Source organism: Clostridium sp. (assembly GCF_051278035.1).
Classification (GTDB): Bacteria; Bacillota; Clostridia; order Clostridiales; family Clostridiaceae; genus Clostridium_AD.
The window spans coordinates 1-19,494 of sequence record NZ_JBNMNU010000004.1 but is presented as its reverse complement, the minus strand read 5'-3'; the positions used below and the strand labels follow the sequence as shown (position 1 = coordinate 19,494).

Below are 19,494 nucleotides of genomic sequence, written 5' to 3'. Positions count from 1 at the left end.
CTTAATATACCCATGCCTAATAGATCGCCATTACCAGTAACATCACCCATCGATCCTGAAATAATCACGGATAGATTTATGTATAGGATTATTTTAAGTTGGGAATTAGCTTCAATAGATGCTCATGTTAGAGCAACCATTGAGACCATTAAGAATGAAGAATTGCGTAAGTTATGGACCGGGCTACTTAATGCAGAGCTTGAGTATTATGATAAATATTTGAAGTATGGAAAAATGAAAGGTTGGACAAGAGTAGCCCCAATTTATGGCGAACCAATTACATAATTAAACGAGAAAAAATCTCTATATAGAGATTTTTTCTCGTTTAATTATATAGTAGTTACTGTTTGAACTTTTAGTAGATTAGTTGTTCCAGCTGTTCCTACTGGACCGCCAGCCGTTATTATAATAGTATCGCCTTGTTTGACTAGCTTAATATCTAAGGCTTTTTTAACTCCAATATCAAACATTTCTTCGACATTTAACGCTTCTCTAACTAGTAATGGAACTACCCCCAGGAAATACATAACTGCCTTTGAACTCTTGGGTTGGATGTAGTTGCTATTATGGGACAATATGCTCTAAATCTAGAAATCATTCTAGCGGTTTGTCCAGATTGAGTTGAAGAAATAATTGCAGCAGCTTTTAACTGTCGTGCAATAGAGCAAGTTGCATAGCTTATAGCATTAGTAACATTTTCAACCAGGTTAAATTGCATTTTAACTAACTTGCTTCCATAATCAATAGATTTTTCTGCCATTTGAGCAATTCTCACCATAGTTTTTACACTTTCAATAGGATATATTCCAATAGCAGTATCACCGGAAAGCATAATTGCACTAGTTCCATCATAAACAGCATTTGCTACATCACTAGATTCGGCTCTAGTAGGTCTTGGATTTTTAATCATTGAATCTAGCATTTGAGTTGCTGTTATTACTGGTTTACCACTTTGATAGCATTTTTTAATTATCATCTTTTGAACAATAGGCACTTCCTCTGGAGGTATTTCTACCCCTAAATCTCCTCTAGCTACCATAATACCATCGGAAACCTTTAATATTTCATCGAAATTATTTACGCCTTCCCTATTTTCGATTTTAGAAATTATCATCATATTCTAACCGCCGTATTTCTTTAATATTTCTCTCACTTCAGTTACATCTGAAGCTTTCCTTACAAAAGAACAAGCAATAAAATCAAATTCATTTTCTATAGCAAACTCTATATCTTTAATATCTTGTTCCGTTATTGCAGGCAAATGGGTGTCTGTTTCAGGAATATTTACTCCTTTGTTATTACTTACGGCTCCACCATTTAATACTTTGCAGTGGATGTCCTTGTCCACTACTTTTTGTACTTCTACTGCTACAAGTCCATCATTTATTAATATTTTTGTGCCAAGTTTAACATCTTTATATAACTGCTTATGGGTAATAGTTGATCTATGTTCAGTTCCTAAAATATTTTCATTTACAAGTACAAACTCATTTTTTTCTTTTAAAATTACTTCACCTTTTTCAAATTTACCTAATCTAATTTCAGGCCCTTTAGTATCGAGTAATAATGAAATAGGGATGTTTAATTTTTCTCTAACTTTTTTACTCTATCTGCTCTTTCCTTTTGCTCAGCATGAGTACCATGAGAAAAATTTAATCTTGCTACATCCATACCTGCAAGTATTAATTGTTCTAACAAATTATCATCATCTACTGCAGGTCCTAAGGTACATACTATTTTGGTCATCCTCATCGTCGTTTATCACCTTTTATTATATTGAATATTATGACAATATAACTTTATTATACCATAATATTTTTACACTTATAGTTTATTTTGTATTAATTTTATTTAAATTCATATTAACTTTTATATTATGAATAAGGCACTGCCTTTTACAGCAATGCCTTAACCAAACATATTTATACTGGGATTATTACTAAAAAATTGCTAATTGTTCACATAAATAGTTTTAATAAGGAACTGGCCAGTATTAAAACCAGGGCTCCACCTATACGAGAGGATATTTGTGCAAAGGGCATAAGATCCATCCGCTTCGCAGCTGTTAATACAGCTACATCTCCTGTGCCACCCATATTGGCCATGCAGAGACCTGCTGTTAGTGCTGCTTCTATTGGATAGAAACCAATGAATTTTCCACCAATAAATGCGCCTATTGTAGCGCCTATTATTACTGCTAATACAAGAACTACATACTGCCAACTAAAAGCCGCTGCAACTTCTGCAAGATTAGTATATGCGACCCCTATTCCTACTAAAAGCACTCCAGTAAAATTTGTCATTACAAATTCAAACCATTGCTTTGCTGCAAGCTCCATAAACCTTGGCATAAATCCAATCATTTTTACTATAGCTACTGATATTATCATCCATGCATATGAGTGAACGCCGGGGATAGCTTTTCCTATAATTGATCCCACAACGAAGAATGTTAAAGCTAGTAATAATCCCATCCCCATAGTTTTTAAGTCTATTTTATCATTTTCAGGTTCTTCTGCTGTATTCATTTTATCATCTATCTTCATTAATTTACCATTACCCGTTAAGTAGGGTTTAGCTCTACCTAATCTATCAAGTAATCCGCCCATAACAATGGCCATAGCATTTCCAAGCGCTACTGCGGGTACCATTACTGATAACATTTTTGTTGGGTCTACTCCCATTGATTGACCAAATATTTTGGACAATGGGACAGCACCTGCACCCATTCCGCCACCCATGATAGGAATGCCTATAAAAAATATTGCGTTTTTTGCACCATAGCCTATAAGTGCTCCAACTAAAGCTACAAGGCCGAGGGAGACTGCAAGGCCGCATATGATTACTGGTAAATATCTAACGGCTGATTTTATTAATAATTTTCTACTCATACCAAGAATACTGCCCGTTATAAGTGCTGCAATATAAAAATCTAGAAATCCTCCACCTTTCATAAATGTTGTCATATTTTCAACTGCTGCGGTGGGAAGTATGTTGTACGTTACAAGTGCAGCGCTCGCAAAGATAATTACGATGGGACCACCACCTAAGAAGGTACTAATAATAGGGGTTCTATTTCCTATTTCATTAAATATTGCACCTAATATTAACATTAATGCAAACGCACCTATCATTCCTCCCGGCAATGAACCATTAAATGTTGCGAATAAAATGACTATTGAAATAATTGCAAAACCTACCACTGGAAGACCTAGAATTTTATAGCCTTGATTCTCGATTGTATTTTTCATATCTAATTATCTCCTCTATTAATAATTTTCTTATTATATGTATATTACTAGAGGGGAACGCTAGAACTCAAAAAAAATGTATTTTTAACATAATAATACTATTTTATTTTTTTATATTAAAACAGGCACTAATTACTATGAGTATTTTTTATAATAATGCACAATATAATGTCACGAATGAAAGTCATTATCAAATAAAAGGGAGGTAATTTAAATGTCAAAGAAAGTATTGGTACCACAGGCTAAGGCTGGATTAAACAAATTTAAAATGGAAGCTGCCAGTGAAGTAGGCGTAAAACTTTCAGAAGGTTACAATGGAGATTTAACTTCAAGAGAAAACGGTTCTGTAGGCGGACAAATGGTTAAAAAAATGGTTGAGGCTTACGAAAAGAATTTATAATTAAAAGGTAAGTAATAAAAAGGGTACTTATAGGCTAGACACACATTTTATTTTATATGGTGTTTTCCTATAGGTACTCTTTTGTATTATTCTAAATATAATTAATAATGTTTTTTTGACGAAATATTACATTATTTAAAGGTATATGCAAATTAATGTAGAATTATAATTTACTTAAGCTTAAATAATTAGAGGGGCTTTATAATATGTGAGTTGAAATTTTAACATATTATACTGGATGATAGGGGTGTACTTATATTGAATAAATTAAAAGCTATTTCTATAGATGATAATAATATAAATCTTTTGCTTATTGAGAAGTATGCAAGAAAGTTACCAATTGACATTGTAAACTATACGGATCCCATAAAAGCGCTTTTGGATGCTTTCGAAAATGAGCCTGATATCATCTTTATTGACTATGTGATGCCTGAAATGAATGGTATAGAATTTATAAGAGAATTTAGAAAGCAAAATACCAACACACCAATAATTATGGTTACTGCGATTTCTGATGACCAAAAAATAAAAATTGATGCATTAGAAGCAGGAGTGACTGATTTTTTAATTAAGCCAATTCATTCAACAGAATTTATTGCAAGAACAAGAAACTTATTAGAAATGAGAAAGTCTCAAATAATAATTCAAGATAAAGCTTTACTTCTACAAGAAGAAGTGAATAAAGCTACTCAAAAGATTCTTGAAAGAGAAGAAGAGACTATAATGGTTCTCGGAAAAATTTCTGAGCTCAAAGATATTGAAACAGGACATCATATACTGAGAGTAGCTCACTATTCAAAGCTTTTAGCTACAGAGATGGGTATGAGTGAGGAGGAAATACAAATTTTATTTTATGCCTCTCAGCTTCACGATATCGGTAAAGTGGGAACTCCAGAAAGAATTCTCTTAAAGCCTGGTAAATTAACTTTTGATGAGTTTGAAATAATGAAGCAACATGCTGTGAATGGATATGATATATTAAAGAATACTTCTGGTAAGTATTTAAAGGCTGGTTCTATTGTGGCATTATCACACCATGAATGGTTCAATGGCACTGGTTATCCTAAAGGCCAAAGAAATAAACAAATACCGATATATGGAAGGGTATTAGCGATAGTAGATTGTTTTGATGCTCTGCTTTCTAAAAGGCCATACAAGGAGCCTTGGTCTTTTGATGAAGCTATGAAATACATAATTCATGAAAAGGGTATACATTTTGACCCGGAACTAGTTGATATATTTATAGTGAAAAAAGAAGAGGTAAGGAAAATCGCTGAATTATTAAAGGACATTTAATTCAACTTTATTATCGCTACTAAACCTTTATTTATAATATGATTTTTACCTGTGCAAAACTTTGAATTATTTTATTTTTAGAATTAATCAATAGATTAGAAAGAGCTTCCACATGTTCATTTGAACCCAGAAAATCACCACATGTTAATAACTTTTCGAATGAATCGGCCTCTTCAAATACATCTTTAAGTAGTAGATTTGCAGATACTCCTTTTACGTTATGAACCTCGCTTCTGAGTTCAATAAAATCCTTTTTACTAAAGGTTTCCTTAATCTTATGACAATGATCGGCTATATCATCTATATAAGAAACATATAAATCAGTAATATCCTCACATTCCAGTTCTAGGTCTTTAGATAGTCCTACAATATCATAAATTTCGCTCACCATTCTTAGCATCTCCTCTGTTAGTATATTCAATCCATTTTTTAGTTTTTTCATGTATTTCACTCACTTTTACAGGTTTACTGATATAGTCATCCATTCCAGCCTCAAGGCACTTTTTTTTATCTCCTTGCATAGCATTTGCTGTCATAGCAATAATAGGGACGTGGCCACCTGTAACTTTTTCAATTTCCCTTATTATTTTAGCAGCTTCAAAGCCGTCTAAAACTGGCATTTGACAGTCCATTATAACCAAAGAAAAGTAATTGCTAGATACCGCATCCACTGCCTCTTGTCCGTTTGAGGCAAGTTTTATTATAAGCCCCAATTTCTTTAGCTGAAGTAATGCTAGTTTCTGGTTTGTTACATTATCCTCTACAAGTAAAATTGTTGTACCTTTTGTTATTTTAAAGTCAGTGTTAAAATCATTTTTCATATCAGCATTATTATCATCTTCTAATTTTAAAGTTGACTGGGCTTTTTCAAATATAGCTGTAAAGGAAAAGGTTGAACCTTCACCAATTTTACTTCTTAAAGATATCCTTCCATTAAGCATTTCTACCAGTTTCTTAGATATTGAAAGTCCAAGGCCTGTACCACCGTATTTCCTTGTAGTAGAACTGTCTGCTTGTATAAAAGGATTGAAAAGCATGTTCTGAGCTTCCTTAGATATACCAATGCCAAGGTCTGTAACCTCAATAAGTAAAGTTACGGTATTAATATTTACTTCTTTAATATTTGCGCAAACTGTAATATACCCATTGTCTGTGAATTTAATGGCATTAGAAGTTAAATTCATTAGAATTTGGCTTAGTTTATCTGCATCTCCATAGAGAAGTGGAATTTCAGGATCTACATAGATTTTTATTGGTATCATTTTTTCTTTGGATTTTACAGAAAGTATCTCAGTGATGTTTAAAATTACTTGATTTACACTAAACTCGTATGGACTTAAAATCATTTTTCCAGCTTCAATTTTAGAAAAATCTAATATATCATTTATTACACTTAATAACAAATGACCAGCATCACGTACAACTAATGCATTGCTTTTTTGTTCAATATCTAGTGGTGTATCTATGAGAAGCTCTGTCATGCCAATTATAGCATTAAGTGGAGTCCTTATTTCATGGCTCATATTGGCTAAAAAGTTACTTTTAGCGCTATTAGCAGATATAGCCTCTTCTCTGGCTTTAATCAGTTCTTCTTCTGTTTTCTTTTTATCTGCAAGACTTTCAATAAAGGTGTTAAACCACTTAACCAGTTCTCCAATTTCATCATCAGTGTCTACTTTTAAACGTAAATCAAAATCAATGGTACCGGCCTTGATATCCTTAAAAAGGTTAGTGATTTTATTTACTGGTTGCAAAACCTGCTTAGAAGTCATAAAAGCAGTTAAGGCAGCTAATACTAAACAGAGACTCAAGGTTATAAATATAATATTTCTAATTTGTAATGTTTTCATGGTAATAGTATTAATCGGAAGGAAATTAATTAAGGTCCAGTCACTTTTTTCGAATTTCTCATAGGTAACTAGCATCTTACCTTTAATCAATTCATCTACATTTAGGTTATCAGTAAAGCTGCTATTATTTTCAGATAGTTTACTTAGAAGCTTTTTGTCGTCTATAACTTTACCGATATAATTAATATTAGGGTGAGAAATTATTCTGTTTTTACTATCAATAGCCATATAAAAAGAGTTGTTTTGGTTTAGATTAAAATGAGTATAAAGTACATTTACATCATAGCTAACTAGAATTAATCCTATAGGTTTTTCTTCCATAGTTGCAGAGTCTATAGTTTTAAGTACTTTTGTTATTGTAATAACTTTTTTATAGGTAGAGGTAGTATTTACATTATCCTCTATACCGAGCCAGGTAACCGTTTTTGAAGATTCAAGAGCTTCATTATAAATCCTATCCTTTAAAGAAGTGTCAACTTGTTGGAAGTCTAGGGTATCGCCAATATGGTAATGAGCGCCTAAATCAGAAAAAATATCAATAGATATTAACCCCTTTAAATTAATATAACCGCTAAGTATATTACCTATTTGAGCCTGAGTCACTAGTTTATTATAGTTATTAGTTTCAGCAGGTTTAATAAGCATACTTTTCTTTATGTCTTCAATACCTGAAAGGTTTGCAATAAGGCTTTCAACTTCCTCCATAATTAAATCTGTATACTGTTTTTCAAGGGTTAAAGTTTGCTTTGAAGCAATCTTCGCGTTCTCTGTAATTATTGAATTAGATGTAGTATAAGATATTGACCCCAGTATTATAAGTGGTAATATACTTATAAGAAAAATATATATTAAAAATTTATACTTAATTGAAAGGTGAGAAAATATCTTGAACACAAAAACAGCCCCCATTTTATTTTATATTATTTGCATCAAGTACCTTTACATCTACGAGATTAATTAAATTTGCTGGTTTTTTTCCATTAATTAAATCTACAGCCAATTTGACTCCAGTATAACCCTGAAGGGAGGCTTGTTGAGCTATCGTATTACTCATTTTACCTTGAGCTATTGCGCTTTTTGCTTCAGAAAGAGCGTCGAAACCAGCTACTAATATATCTTTTCCCTTAGACTTGTCCAAATATTGTATAACTCCTAAAGCCATCATATCATTAGCACAAAAAACAGCTCCAATATCAGAATTAGTTTCGAATAGCTTTTTTGCTACATCATAAGCTTCAGCTATATTCCAATTTGCAGTCTCTGTCGCAACTAGGGTAATGTTTTTATTTTCAGCAAAAGCTTTAATTGCTCCTTCCTTCCTTTGATCAGCGTTATTAGCACCACGAATACCTTCAATGATGACTGCCTTTGTTGGACTAGTAATTTTATCGCTTATACATTTTGCAGAAAGGTAGCCACCATTTTTATTATCAACGCTAATGAAAGGAACATCTATTAGGCCTTTAGTTTTGGACAAAACAGGGTCTAATCTGTTATCTATATTTACTATAGGGATTTTAGCATCCTGAGCCTTTTTTAATACTGGAATTAATTCTATTGAACTGCCGGGTGCAATTACAATAGCATCTACCTTAGAAGCAATAGCATCCTCAACTATGGCGATTTGTTGCTCTATTGAGGTTTCTTTCGCACCGGTCTTTACTGTTAGCTTTATGCCAGTTTCACTTTCAGCGTGCCTAGCACCTCTCTCCATCTCAATAAAAAAAGGATTAGTGAGCGTTTTCATTATTAATAAAACATTTTTCTTTTGAGGTAGAGTAGCTTTTAAGTTAGTTGCTGTTTTACTATTAGAACCTTTGAAACACCCTACTAAGATAGTTGAAATAAACACAAAAAAAATAATCGTATATAGTAGTTTTTTATACATGATGTGGCACCTTCCTTTATTACTTAAAACAATTAGTTATTATTTCGTTTAAACATAGCATTTTTTATTCTAATTGGAGTTATTCTACAAATATGCTGTGATTCCTTCAATTTTTATTGTTTTATCACTATTTTTTACAATTAATGCACTTATGAATAAGATAAAGGAAGTTTATTACTATTTAGATGCTGTAATAATATATACAACTAAAAGAACTGGTTAGATTAAACCAGTTCTTTTAGTTGTACTATATAATTTTAATAACGATTATTTGATTAATCCTTCAGCCACATTAATTATAAAGTCTTGGATATTTGTAACTAATGTCTTAACTTCTAACGTTCCTCTATCAGATAATTTGTTAACAGAGAATTCCTGTATATCTATAGAATATATATACACTGGTCTAACAACCCCGTCCTTTACTGTGTAAGATGGAGTCATATTTCCTGCAGCTATGGTATGAAGTACTGAAGATAAGCATATAAGCATAGTTGCATTCCTAGTATGTTTTCTCATAGCATCTTGAGCGTCATACACATTATCATATGTATTTGGTAGTGCATACCTATCTCTTATACTACCTGCAAGTACTACAGGTACATCATTTTCGGCGCAAGCTTTTAATATACCATCTTTAATTTTCCCTGAATTTATGAGTTCGGCAAGGGACCCTGCACGTCGTGCCTCATTTATAGTTGAAACATAGTTATAATGGGCATTTTCACGGGACTCAAAAGTTTCCTGACCCGAAACTGTATTGAACCTAGCATTTTCTAAATCATAAGTACCAAGGGTATTTCCAGATAAAACAGCTTGAGCATACCCATTTTCGACGAGTGAGGTAAAAGCATCTCTTGATTTATCATCTAATGCAATTGCGGGTCCTAAAACCCAAACTATTTTTCCGTTATGTTCTTTTTCATATTGCATAATTTTGTATAACTCATCGTAATCTTTAGAGAAAGCTGTTTCTCTTGATCTACCACTTCTAAATGCAAAGGTATCAGCATCTCCATCATCATTAAGAAAACCAGTAGTATACATGTATATACCGTCACTTCCATCTTCAGTTCTTCCTACGACAACTTTATCTCCAACTTTTAAATTCCTGAATTCCACGACTTCTATGTGATCATCTGGAGTAACAATTGCAACGCTATCCATACGGCTTTCAGTAGCTATTACCCATTTCCCTTTAATCTTAAAATATTCAGGATATATTGATAATGCATGATACTCTTTATGAGCAACACCTTCTTTAATTACTTCTTCGAGTTTACAGTCAGGAGCATTAACAAGAACATCTTGCGAGAAATCAGGCGGCGTAAACTTTGGTAATTTAAAACTCATTTAAAATCTCCTCCTATCAACATAAGTTTTTTTTGACATTAACTACAAAATCTTGAACATTAGTAACTATTGTTTTAACACTTGCAGATCCTCTAGCAACTGATACTTGATTTACTGCATATTCTGCAATGTCTACAGAATAAAAATATACGGGTCTTACTTTTTCATCTACAACTCTGTATGATGAAGCTAAGTTTGCAGCTGCTACTGAGTGCAGAACCGTAGCAAGACAAATTATAACTGTTGCTTTATCGGTTTCTTCTTTCATAGCATCGAGTCCAGAAGATATATCATGATAAACGGGTGGGAGTGGACCATCATCCCTTATAGATCCAGCAAGAACTACAGGTATATCCATCTCTATGCAGGTTTTCATAAATCCATCTTTTATATTTCCTTCATTGATTAATGCTTCTATAGAACCTGCGCGGCGTGCCTCATTTATTAGATCTAAATGGTTATAATGTCCCATTATAACAGATTCTTGAGTATATATATTTTGTCCGAGCGATGTTCCTAGTAGCCCTCCTTCTAGATCATGGGTTGCCATGGCATTCCCAGCCAAAAGAGCATTTACATACCCATTTTCAGCAAGCGCTGATAGTGCAGCTCTAGTATCATAATCAAAAACCACAGCTGGCCCTAGAACCCAAACTATATGTCCATTGTTTTGTTTTTCATATTCTAGTAATTCATATAATTCTTTAGAATCTCCTGAAAATGAAGATTCAACAGATCTTCCTGATTCTACATTTGGTAAGTCATCAAATCCACAAGTATACTCGTATATACCTTCACTTCCATCTTTAGATCTTCCTAAAATGACTTTATCTGAAACTTTAAGGTTTCTAAATTCCACAACTTCTACAGTGTTGTTATCGCGAACGACAGCAGTACATTCTATAGATGTTTGGGTTGGAAGCACCCACTGTTGATTAATTTTAAAATACTCAGGTAATATAGATGTCATTGAGAAGCCTTTAGGAGCAATCCCGTCTTTTTCAACTTCACTGGTTCTAACATCCGGTGCGCACATAAAAAAATCTTTTGTAAAGTCTGGTGATACAAACTTTGGTAATTGAAAACTCATGTAAAATTTCCTCCTTTAGAGTAATGTATTTTTATTATTTAACCTCAAAAAACATCCTCATAATATTTGTTATGAGGATGTTTTTTGTGAGGTTATTGTAGCTATTTATAAGTTGCTGCAAAACCTTACACTAGTAAAAACATCCTTATTTATGGTAGGTTAACGCAAATTCACGATAAGTTTAATATAATTACATTATACAGGAACTTATTTATATGTCAAATTTGAAATAATTTAAGGAACAGTTATTTTAAAAAGCAAAGTTGCTAAAGAGGTTATAATAATTGAAGTTATAAGAGACTTTTACTTAGAATCATATGAAAATGAGCTTGATCCATAAAGTGATATCTTAAAAAATGAACATTTTGTAAATTATTAAAAAAAATGATGTTTTTATGTTGAATATTTATGCCCTATTTTTATTGTTATACATAACAAATGAAATGTTTGTGAATAAATATACAATTAATTAGAAAAATTTAATATACTAGCTAAGATACATATAGTATTACTTATTATAGTAGACCTTAAGAGAGTTAAAACGTTGTAAATAAGTATAAATAGTTGTAGATGCTAAATATGAATGGTTACATCTATATATGAGGTTTTAGTTCTGAAAACGTATAACCTATAATGAGGGTACAGGCAGCAAACAATATAGGGGGTAACGAAATGAAGTCATTTATAAATATAACTTCCGAAATAGGAAAATTAAATAAAGTAATGTTACATAGACCCGGTAGAGAAATAGAAAATTTATCGCCAGCACTTCTTGAAAGGTTACTTTTTGATGATATTCCATATTTAGAGGTGGCAAGAAAAGAGCATGATAGATTTGCTCAAATACTAAATGAAAATAATGTAGAGGTTCTTTACTTAGAAGATCTTGTTACTGAATCTTTACATGAGGATAAAATAAAAAGAATATTTTTAGAACAGTTCTTAAAAGAAAGTCACATTAGCAATAATGAAATATACGATTCTCTTTATGGCTATTTAATATCAAAAACTACAAGAGAAATGATTGATATACTTATGGCTGGAGTTAGGAAAAATGAAATAGAAGTTAGAGGCGTAGATGCGCTAAGAGGACTCATGAGAAACCAGTATCCTTTCTATTTAGACCCAATGCCTAATCTTTACTTTACACGCGATCCGGGTGCATCAATTGGAAATGGTATCACTATAAATACCATGCAAACAGAGGCTAGAAGACGTGAAACTATGTTTTTAAAGTTTATTCATTCGTATCATAGTTCTTTCAATGAGTATGAAGTGCCACTTTGGTATGATAGGACCCTTGCTAATAATATTGAAGGTGGGGATGAGCATGTATTATCTGCAACAACTATTGCAATAGGATGTAGCCAAAGGACTTCACCTGAGGCTATAGAGACTGTAGCAAAGAATATCTTCAAAAAACATGCATCTTTTGATAGAGTGCTGGTACTAGAAATTCCATCTAGCAGAGCATTTATGCATCTTGACACTGTATTTACTATGGTTGATTATGATAAATTTACAATACACCCAGAGATTGAAGGTCCACTTAATGTTTTTGAAATAACAAAAGGAATTAACGGAGAATTAAATATTAAACAAGAAAAAGATGTACTACAGAATATATTAAAGGCCGCCTTAAAGGTGCCTTCAGTTGAATTAATAAGATGTGGTGGCGGTGACTCTATTGTAGCTGCAAGAGAACAATGGAATGATGGGTCAAATACTCTGGCTATTTCACCAGGAAAGGTTATAACTTACGAACGTAACTATGTTACAAATGATATTTTATCAAAACGTGGAATAACAGTTATAACAATGGCGAGCGCTGAACTATCAAGAGGAAGAGGCGGGCCAAGGTGTATGAGTATGCCTTTAAATAGAGATGACTTATAAAAAAACAATTATAACCTCCCTTGAGAAAGCTAAGGAGGCAATAGCTGGAACAGCTGGAACAGTGATAGTAAATTAATACTGAGGATATAAGCAGTTATTAATATATGATTTACAAAAATTGAAAGGTGCCTTGCACCTTTCAATTTTTGTTTTCCCGAATAATATCTTTACAATTTGGCTATATTTAAGAGAGTTGTTGAAACTTTAGGATATAATATATCGGAAAGATTTATATACTAATATAGTATGGTGAATATAGGAGGGGAAAATGTTTAATATGAGTGATAAGAGTCAAAAAAAAATATTTAAAACTGTATGTGATCGTGCTGGTTTAATAGCAGTTCATTGTAAAATGATTGTGGGCACAAGAATAGGAGTAAACTATTTAATCAATATTGAAGATTATGCTGGACGAATAACAGTGCTGTTAGATAAGGATGGAAATCCTATGCTTTCACAAGTGAAATTGTAATAACTGTTAATGTTTATATTAGTTTTAATTAAGTCTTGCAATAGTAACTAAGAACATAGATGAAGTTAAATCTTTGTTTGATAATGGTGGTCTAACCGATAGATTTGGAATCAAATGGAAATTTAGCTATGATAACAGAAAAATGGAAAACTATAATCCATATTGTAGACAACATGGATTATAGTTTTCTAACTTGCATAGAGCAACGTATATATTATGTATTACTACTTCTTCCAAAAATCAGGAAGAGCTAAAAGTAATATTGGGTATATTTCAAGTCTTCCTACGAGCATACAAAAGGATAAAACCATTTTGCTTAAATTCGTGAACCCTGAAAAATTACCTGTTGGCCCAACCATGCCAAGGCCGGGTCCTATATTTCCTATAGTAGCCGCCACAGCAGTCACCGTTGTTACAAGGTCTTTTCCCTCAATAGATACTATAAGTATAGCTCCACAGAGAACCATCATATACATAAAGAAAAATCCAAGTATTTCAGACAAAACCCTTTCATTGACAGCTTTTCCACCAATTCTTACAGAATAAATTGCTTTAGGGTGTATTATCCTCATAAGATCTCTCTTAGCAGTTTTAAATAGCAGTAAAATTCTAATGTTTTTTATTGAACCACCAGTTGAACCAGCGCAACCTCCCACAAACATTAGAAAAAACAATATGACCTTACTAAACACTGGCCAAAGATTAAAATCAGCTGTAGCATATCCTGTAGTTGTTGTTATAGATACTACTTGAAAGGCTGAATATCTAATTGATTGTCCTATTCCATTATATATTGTTCCATATATATTTATACCTATGAGTACTGTTGCAGTGATAACAATAAAAGCATATAATCGAAATTCCTCGTCTTTAAAGAATGCTTTTAAATTACCCCTAAACATTTGATAATATAAAGCGAAATTTGATCCAGCTAAAAACATAAAGACAGTTATAATAATTTCAATATAAATATTATTATATGCGCCAACACTCAAATTCATATTTGAAAATCCACCAGTACCTACTGTTCCAAAGGTGTGTACAAATGCATCATACCATGGCATTCCAGCAACCTTTAATAGAATAATTTCAATTAAAGTCATTAGTAAATAAATTCCATATAGTATTTTTGCAGTTTCTTTAACCCTAGGAACTAACTTTCCCGGGCTAGGACCTGGGCTTTCCGCCTTCATTATTTTAAGTGCACCGGTGCCGGTAGAGGGGAGAATTGCCATAGTTAGTACAAGTACACCCATACCACCAACCCAATGAGTAAAGCTCCTCCAAAATAAGATGCCTTGAGGTAATCCTTGTATATGTTGTAATATACTCGCACCTGTAGTTGTAAAACCTGAACTTGCTTCAAAAAAACTATCTACAAAAGATGGAATTTCTCCACTGAAATAAAATGGAAAAGCTCCAAAAAAGGATACTGAAATCCAAGCTAATGCTACGATAGCAAATCCATCTTTTATAAATAAATTTGCGTATTTAGGCTTTATAAACGACACAGGAATACCTATCATAAATAGTAATAATATAGTGCAAAAAAATGCCCACGAACTACTTTCACCATATAAAAGTGCTACTATCAGAGATGGTAGCATAGCTATACCCTCACAAATCAGTACTATTCCTAAGTTTTTCAATACCATTTTATAATTCACGTTATAATCCTCCAGTTATTACAGTTTCCAAACCCTTTAAATCTGATATATTTTTGTGTTTGGTTATAACGATTATTCTATCGCCCCTTTTTATTACGTCATCCCCGTGAGGTACGACTACCTCATGCTTTCTTACTATGGTAGCAATTAAAGTATTGTCCACAATTCCAATATTTTTTATTGCTTTATTAATAAGGTTACTATTCTTATCAACGATAAATTCAAGTATCTCTACATTACCTCCTGCTATTTTAAGCAGTGACTCAACTGCATTTCCTCTAGCATACTTAAGAATTTGATTAGTAGTTATAAATTTAGGGGTTATAATACAATCTATACCCAAATCCCTTACAATATCTATGTAATTTGTACGACTTATTTTTGTTACAACTTTTTTTACTCCCATTTTTCTTGCTATAAGAGATGACATCAAGTTTTGTTCATCGATACCAGTAACTGCTACAAAACTGTCCATATTTTGTATGTTTTCAGAAAGTAACACCTCTTCTTCTGTTCCATCACTGTTAATTATAAGAGCATTATGTAGTGCTTCAGAAAGGTCGTAACATCTTTCTTTATTTATTTCAATAATTTTAATGTTCATGTTCATACTTGTCAAAAGTTTATAAAGATAATAGGCGATTCTTCCGCCTCCCATTATCATTACATTTTTAATCTTTTCAGGATACTTACCACACATTTTACAAAAATTATATACTTTAGATGACTTGCCTATAACATATATTAAGTCATTTTCTTTAATTATTTCATCGCCTTTAGGAACTATGACCTCATCGCCCCTCATTATTAACCCCAATATTATTGATGATGGATGTTTGTCTATATCTTTTACCTTTTTGCCGATAAACTTAACTTCAGAGGTTATTTTTAGTTCTACCATTCTTACTCTACCACTAGCAAACCTTTCTACATTAATAGCCGATGAAAACCCTAAAGTTCTTGCTATTTCTTCAGCTGCTGTGAATTCAGGATTTATTACAAAATCTACACCTAACTGATCTTTAATTAATGAGAGTTCGTCTGCATATTCAGGATCCCTTACTCTTGCAACAGCCTTACGAACTCCTAGCTTTTTAGAAGTAAGACAACATACCATATTAATCACATCACTACCTGTTACGGCAATAAGTAAATCAGTATTTTCTATACCAGCTTCAAGTAGTACGCTAGTGCTTACCCCACTACCTATAACACACATAACCTCTAGATTATCTTCTACCTTTTCAATTGCAACAATACTTTTATCTATAATTGTAACATCATTATTTTCGTCTATTAAATTTTTAGCAAGAGTATATCCAACCTTACCTGCTCCAATAATAATTATCTTCATTTTTTACTCCTACCTCCTTCTAAGCATCCACTATGGGCAGACTGTTATCCCATACTTTTTCAAATGTTTCGTTTATTGAGTTAATAGTGTTGCTGTCATCTGTCTGAACAGCACACTCAAAATTACTTTTTATGCCTAAGTCTTTTAAACACCTAGATGAAAGAGATAAGATAAATACCTGAGTTCCTATAACAATTAAGTTTTTTCGAAACATACTAGTTATACGTATCTTTCCACCTACATTGCTGATTTTATTTATACAAACTCTTGAGAGAATTCCACTGTTACCAACATATGGAATTAAAATTCTACATTTATTAATCTTATTATTGTCCACTAACATTTTTAATAGTTTCTTAAACAAATTATGATCAAATGTTCCAGAAATTAAAATTTCATAATCGTTTTGATTATTAAGTGTAGTTAATATTCTTTGTTCTAAGTCTTCCAAATCAGTGATAAATTGAACTTTACTCCCCATATAAATCCCCCTCATTTATTTACGGTTATTTTGTTATTATACAGTTATTTTATATATTATCAAGTGTTATTTTAATTATCTTTATATAATTTAAATATTAGCAGTTACAACCCTTGGTTCCATGGCCTTAAACAAATTATGTGTGGTAAAGTGAAATGTACCAATGATAGTATTTTATACTAATAAAAAAATCACAGGTTTAGATAACCTGTGATTTTTTATCAATTAGCTTCTTTTAAATATCTCTTGGAATTCTGCTGATTCAAGCTTTTCGCGTACTAAAAGTTCTTCCGCTACAGCATTAAGTTTACTCCTGTTCTCAGTTAAAAGTGTCAATGCTTTTTTATATGCATCATCTATAAGTCTTTTTATTTCTACATCTATTTTGTATGCGGTTTCTTCACTAAAACTTCTATCTTTTCCTATGTCTCTTCCAAGGAATACCTCATCAGCGCTACCCGAACCAAATGCAATTGGTCCAAGGGAATCACTCATTCCGTAGTCCATTACCATCTTTCTTGCAATTTTAGTTGCTCTTTCAATATCATTGCTTGCACCAGTACTTATATCTCCAATAACAAGCTTTTCTGCGACTCTTCCACCTAATAAGCCCACAATTTCCTCTTCAAGTCTTGACCTAGACATATATGATCTATCTTCATCTGGAAGCCTCATAGTATATCCGCCGGCCCTTCCTCTTGGTACTATGCTTATCTGGTGAACAGGATCAGACATTGGAAGTAAATTCATTACAATTGCATGGCCTGCTTCATGATACGCTGTAAGCTGTCTATCTGCTTCAACTATCACTCTGCTTTTCTTTTCAGGTCCGGCAATTATTCTTGTAACTGCTTCTTCAAGTTCAAGCATTCCTATGAGCTTTTTATCTTTTCGAACAGTTAAAAGTGCTGACTCATTCATTAAGTTTTCAATGTCTGCACCTGTAAAGCCCGGTGTCCTTTTGGCAAGTACACTAAGTTTAACTTCTGGATCAAGATGTTTATTTTTTGAATGTACCGCTAAGATTTCTTCTCTACCCTTAACATCAGGAAGACCTACAAGTATTTGTCTATCAAATCTACCTGGTCTTAGTAGTGCGGGGTCAAGTACATCGGATCTATTGGTAGCTGCAATCATTATTATTCCTTCATTTTCTCCAAATCCATCCATCTCAACTAGCAGTTGGTTTAATGTCTGTTCTCGTTCATCATTCCCGCCACCAACGCCGGCACCTCTTTGTCTTCCAACAGCGTCAATTTCGTCTATGAAAATTATACAAGGAGCATTCTTTTTTGCCTGATCAAATAAATCTCTTACTCTAGAAGCTCCAACGCCCACAAACATTTCTACAAAATCTGAACCTGATATGCTGAAAAATGGGACTCCAGCCTCTCCTGAAATGGCTCTTGCAAGAAGTGTCTTACCAGTTCCTGGAGGGCCTATTAGTAAAACACCCTTTGGTATACGAGCACCCATATCCACATATCTTTTAGGGCCCTTTAGGAAATCGACTATCTCTGCAAGCTCAGCTTTTTCTTCATCTGCTCCTGCAACATCATTAAAACTAACTTTTATAGCATTGGGATCAACTAGTTTTGCTTTGCTTTTACCAAACTTCATTACACCACCGCTCCCACCGGCACCTTTTGACTTCTTTAGGAACATAAAACCAAATACTACAAGCATTGATATGAATAATACATTAGGTAAAACCTGTAACCACATATCAAAATTAGATGGTTTTAGGTATGTTTCCTGAACCTCTGAACCTTTTGGATTAGCTTTAAGGAACTGATTTAACCTAGCGGGTGGAACAACTGTATTATATGTAGTTCCATTTTTTAAAGTTCCCGAAATTGATCTCTGATCATCTTCCACGACAAAGCTTTTTATATTATTATTTGTCCAATTGGTTTGAAATTCATTAAAATCAATAATTGTTGACGTTTGATCTGGTTTAGAAAATATAGATACTGCGACAATAACAAGGATTATAGCCAAAATAGCAATATTTGATTTCTTTTTCATCATAGAACACCTCTCTTCTCTTACTCAATAGGTACTTAACCTTTTAAAGGAACCACTTTACCGAAATAACAACTTAGAGCTATTGTTTCGTATCTAATATCATAACATAAATTGGGAGGATATCTATTAGTTTTTGCGATTAAAATGAAAAGAACTATTATTAATATTATAACATAATAAAATGGCTAATTATATTTAATATTTTAAAAAAAACCGCCTTAAATGTTATAATGTATTATAATATTAAAAAGGAGACTGGTAAAGATGAAGATAATACGGTGGGGAATCATTGGATGTGGAAATGTTACCGAAGTTAAGAGTGGACCTGGGTTTCAAGAGGCAAATCATTCGCAATTAGTAGCTGTAATGCGCCGTAATGGTGAGCTTGCTAAGGATTATGCGGTACGCCACAATGTGTCGAAGTGGTATGATAATGCTGATAGCTTAATTAATGACACTGATGTTGAC

16 protein-coding genes and 1 pseudogene are annotated in these 19,494 nt (G+C 32.7%); 6 read left to right on the top strand and 11 right to left on the bottom strand.

Features of this window, described 5'->3' with window-relative positions:
- Window positions 1-12 precede the first annotated feature (12 nt).
- Complete coding sequence (locus tag ACJAX4_RS01455; RefSeq protein WP_435787674.1) at window positions 13-285, top strand: hypothetical protein; 273 nt, start codon at window positions 13-15, stop codon at window positions 283-285.
- 44 nt (window positions 286-329) lie between these two features.
- Here ACJAX4_RS01455 and pyk read toward each other — a convergent pair.
- A pseudogene (gene pyk / locus ACJAX4_RS01450) lies at window positions 330-1,746 on the bottom strand (pyruvate kinase).
- 212 nt (window positions 1,747-1,958) lie between these two features.
- Window positions 1,959-3,251, bottom strand: coding sequence for a 2-hydroxycarboxylate transporter family protein (locus tag ACJAX4_RS01445; protein ID WP_435787673.1), 1,293 nt, complete (start codon window positions 3,249-3,251; stop codon window positions 1,959-1,961).
- Between the two features lie 214 nt (window positions 3,252-3,465).
- On the opposite strand from ACJAX4_RS01445, the gene ACJAX4_RS01440 reads away from it, so the two are divergent.
- Both ACJAX4_RS01440 and ACJAX4_RS01435 read left to right on the top strand, forming a co-directional pair.
- Window positions 3,466-3,651, top strand: coding sequence for an alpha/beta-type small acid-soluble spore protein (locus tag ACJAX4_RS01440; RefSeq protein WP_435787672.1), 186 nt, complete (start codon window positions 3,466-3,468; stop codon window positions 3,649-3,651).
- Between the two features lie 258 nt (window positions 3,652-3,909).
- On the top strand, window positions 3,910-4,947 hold the full coding sequence (locus ACJAX4_RS01435; RefSeq protein ID WP_435787671.1) for an HD-GYP domain-containing protein: 1,038 nt from the start codon (window positions 3,910-3,912) through the stop codon (window positions 4,945-4,947).
- Between the two features lie 31 nt (window positions 4,948-4,978).
- Here the strand turns inward: ACJAX4_RS01435 and ACJAX4_RS01430 are convergent, their stop codons facing one another.
- The 5 genes from ACJAX4_RS01430 to ACJAX4_RS01410 all read right to left on the bottom strand — a co-directional run bounded on the left by ACJAX4_RS01430 (window position 4,979) and on the right by ACJAX4_RS01410 (window position 11,128).
- Complete coding sequence (locus ACJAX4_RS01430; RefSeq protein WP_435787670.1) at window positions 4,979-5,338, bottom strand: Hpt domain-containing protein; 360 nt, start codon at window positions 5,336-5,338, stop codon at window positions 4,979-4,981.
- A complete protein-coding gene (locus ACJAX4_RS01425) occupies window positions 5,319-7,691 on the bottom strand; it encodes an ATP-binding protein (RefSeq protein WP_435787669.1) in 2,373 nt (790 codons plus the stop codon). Before ACJAX4_RS01425 ends, ACJAX4_RS01430 begins: the two co-directional genes overlap by 20 nt.
- Before the next feature lie 16 nt (window positions 7,692-7,707).
- Window positions 7,708-8,685 carry a substrate-binding domain-containing protein gene (locus ACJAX4_RS01420; RefSeq protein WP_435787668.1) on the bottom strand — a complete coding sequence of 326 codons (978 nt, stop codon included), beginning with the start codon at window positions 8,683-8,685 and terminating at the stop codon, window positions 7,708-7,710.
- Between the two features lie 267 nt (window positions 8,686-8,952).
- The gene (locus tag ACJAX4_RS01415; RefSeq protein ID WP_435787667.1) at window positions 8,953-10,038 is read right to left on the bottom strand and encodes a hypothetical protein; all 1,086 of its coding nucleotides are present in this window, start codon (window positions 10,036-10,038) and stop codon (window positions 8,953-8,955) included.
- A gap of 16 nt (window positions 10,039-10,054) precedes the next feature.
- The gene (locus ACJAX4_RS01410) at window positions 10,055-11,128 is read right to left on the bottom strand and encodes a hypothetical protein (protein ID WP_435787666.1); all 1,074 of its coding nucleotides are present in this window, start codon (window positions 11,126-11,128) and stop codon (window positions 10,055-10,057) included.
- 672 nt (window positions 11,129-11,800) lie between these two features.
- Here ACJAX4_RS01410 and arcA point away from each other — a divergent pair.
- Together arcA and ACJAX4_RS01400 are read left to right on the top strand one after the other, a co-directional pair.
- Entirely contained in the window at window positions 11,801-13,024 is a 1,224-nt protein-coding gene (arcA, locus tag ACJAX4_RS01405; RefSeq protein WP_435787665.1) for an arginine deiminase, read from the top strand.
- A 268-nt stretch (window positions 13,025-13,292) separates the two neighbouring features.
- Window positions 13,293-13,496, top strand: coding sequence for a DUF6440 family protein (locus tag ACJAX4_RS01400; protein WP_435787664.1), 204 nt, complete (start codon window positions 13,293-13,295; stop codon window positions 13,494-13,496).
- A gap of 224 nt (window positions 13,497-13,720) precedes the next feature.
- On the opposite strand, the gene ACJAX4_RS01395 is transcribed toward ACJAX4_RS01400, so the two are convergent.
- The 4 genes from ACJAX4_RS01395 to ftsH form a co-directional block, all read right to left on the bottom strand.
- Complete coding sequence (locus ACJAX4_RS01395) at window positions 13,721-15,163, bottom strand: TrkH family potassium uptake protein (RefSeq protein WP_435787663.1); 1,443 nt, start codon at window positions 15,161-15,163, stop codon at window positions 13,721-13,723.
- 1 nt (window position 15,164) lies between these two features.
- Entirely contained in the window at window positions 15,165-16,517 is a 1,353-nt protein-coding gene (trkA, locus tag ACJAX4_RS01390; RefSeq protein ID WP_435787662.1) for a Trk system potassium transporter TrkA, read from the bottom strand.
- 19 nt (window positions 16,518-16,536) lie between these two features.
- A complete protein-coding gene (locus ACJAX4_RS01385) occupies window positions 16,537-16,998 on the bottom strand; it encodes a hypothetical protein (protein WP_435787661.1) in 462 nt (153 codons plus the stop codon).
- Between the two features lie 225 nt (window positions 16,999-17,223).
- Window positions 17,224-19,026: an ATP-dependent zinc metalloprotease FtsH gene (gene ftsH / locus ACJAX4_RS01380; protein WP_435787714.1), complete on the bottom strand. Its 1,803-nt coding sequence runs from the start codon at window positions 19,024-19,026 to the stop codon at window positions 17,224-17,226.
- Between the two features lie 264 nt (window positions 19,027-19,290).
- Here ftsH and ACJAX4_RS01375 point away from each other — a divergent pair.
- A partial coding sequence (locus ACJAX4_RS01375) for a Gfo/Idh/MocA family oxidoreductase (RefSeq protein WP_435787660.1) occupies window positions 19,291-19,494 on the top strand: 204 nt, incomplete at its 3' end.

Excerpts from the sequence above, each read along its gene's own strand:
- ACJAX4_RS01455 (WP_435787674.1), top strand. The coding sequence starts at position 13 with ATGCCTAATAGATCGCCATTACCAGTAACATCACCCATCGATCCTGAA.
- ACJAX4_RS01445 (WP_435787673.1), bottom strand. The coding sequence starts at position 3,251 with ATGAAAAATACAATCGAGAATCAAGGCTATAAAATTCTAGGTCTTCCA.
- ACJAX4_RS01440 (WP_435787672.1), top strand. The coding sequence starts at position 3,466 with ATGTCAAAGAAAGTATTGGTACCACAGGCTAAGGCTGGATTAAACAAA.
- ACJAX4_RS01430 (WP_435787670.1), bottom strand. The coding sequence starts at position 5,338 with ATGGTGAGCGAAATTTATGATATTGTAGGACTATCTAAAGACCTAGAA.
- ACJAX4_RS01420 (WP_435787668.1), bottom strand. The coding sequence starts at position 8,685 with ATGTATAAAAAACTACTATATACGATTATTTTTTTTGTGTTTATTTCA.
- ACJAX4_RS01415 (WP_435787667.1), bottom strand. The coding sequence starts at position 10,038 with ATGAGTTTTAAATTACCAAAGTTTACGCCGCCTGATTTCTCGCAAGAT.
- ACJAX4_RS01410 (WP_435787666.1), bottom strand. The coding sequence starts at position 11,128 with ATGAGTTTTCAATTACCAAAGTTTGTATCACCAGACTTTACAAAAGAT.
- arcA (WP_435787665.1), top strand. The coding sequence starts at position 11,801 with ATGAAGTCATTTATAAATATAACTTCCGAAATAGGAAAATTAAATAAA.
- ACJAX4_RS01400 (WP_435787664.1), top strand. The coding sequence starts at position 13,293 with ATGTTTAATATGAGTGATAAGAGTCAAAAAAAAATATTTAAAACTGTA.
- trkA (WP_435787662.1), bottom strand. The coding sequence starts at position 16,517 with ATGAAGATAATTATTATTGGAGCAGGTAAGGTTGGATATACTCTTGCT.
- ACJAX4_RS01385 (WP_435787661.1), bottom strand. The coding sequence starts at position 16,998 with ATGGGGAGTAAAGTTCAATTTATCACTGATTTGGAAGACTTAGAACAA.
- ftsH (WP_435787714.1), bottom strand. The coding sequence starts at position 19,026 with ATGAAAAAGAAATCAAATATTGCTATTTTGGCTATAATCCTTGTTATT.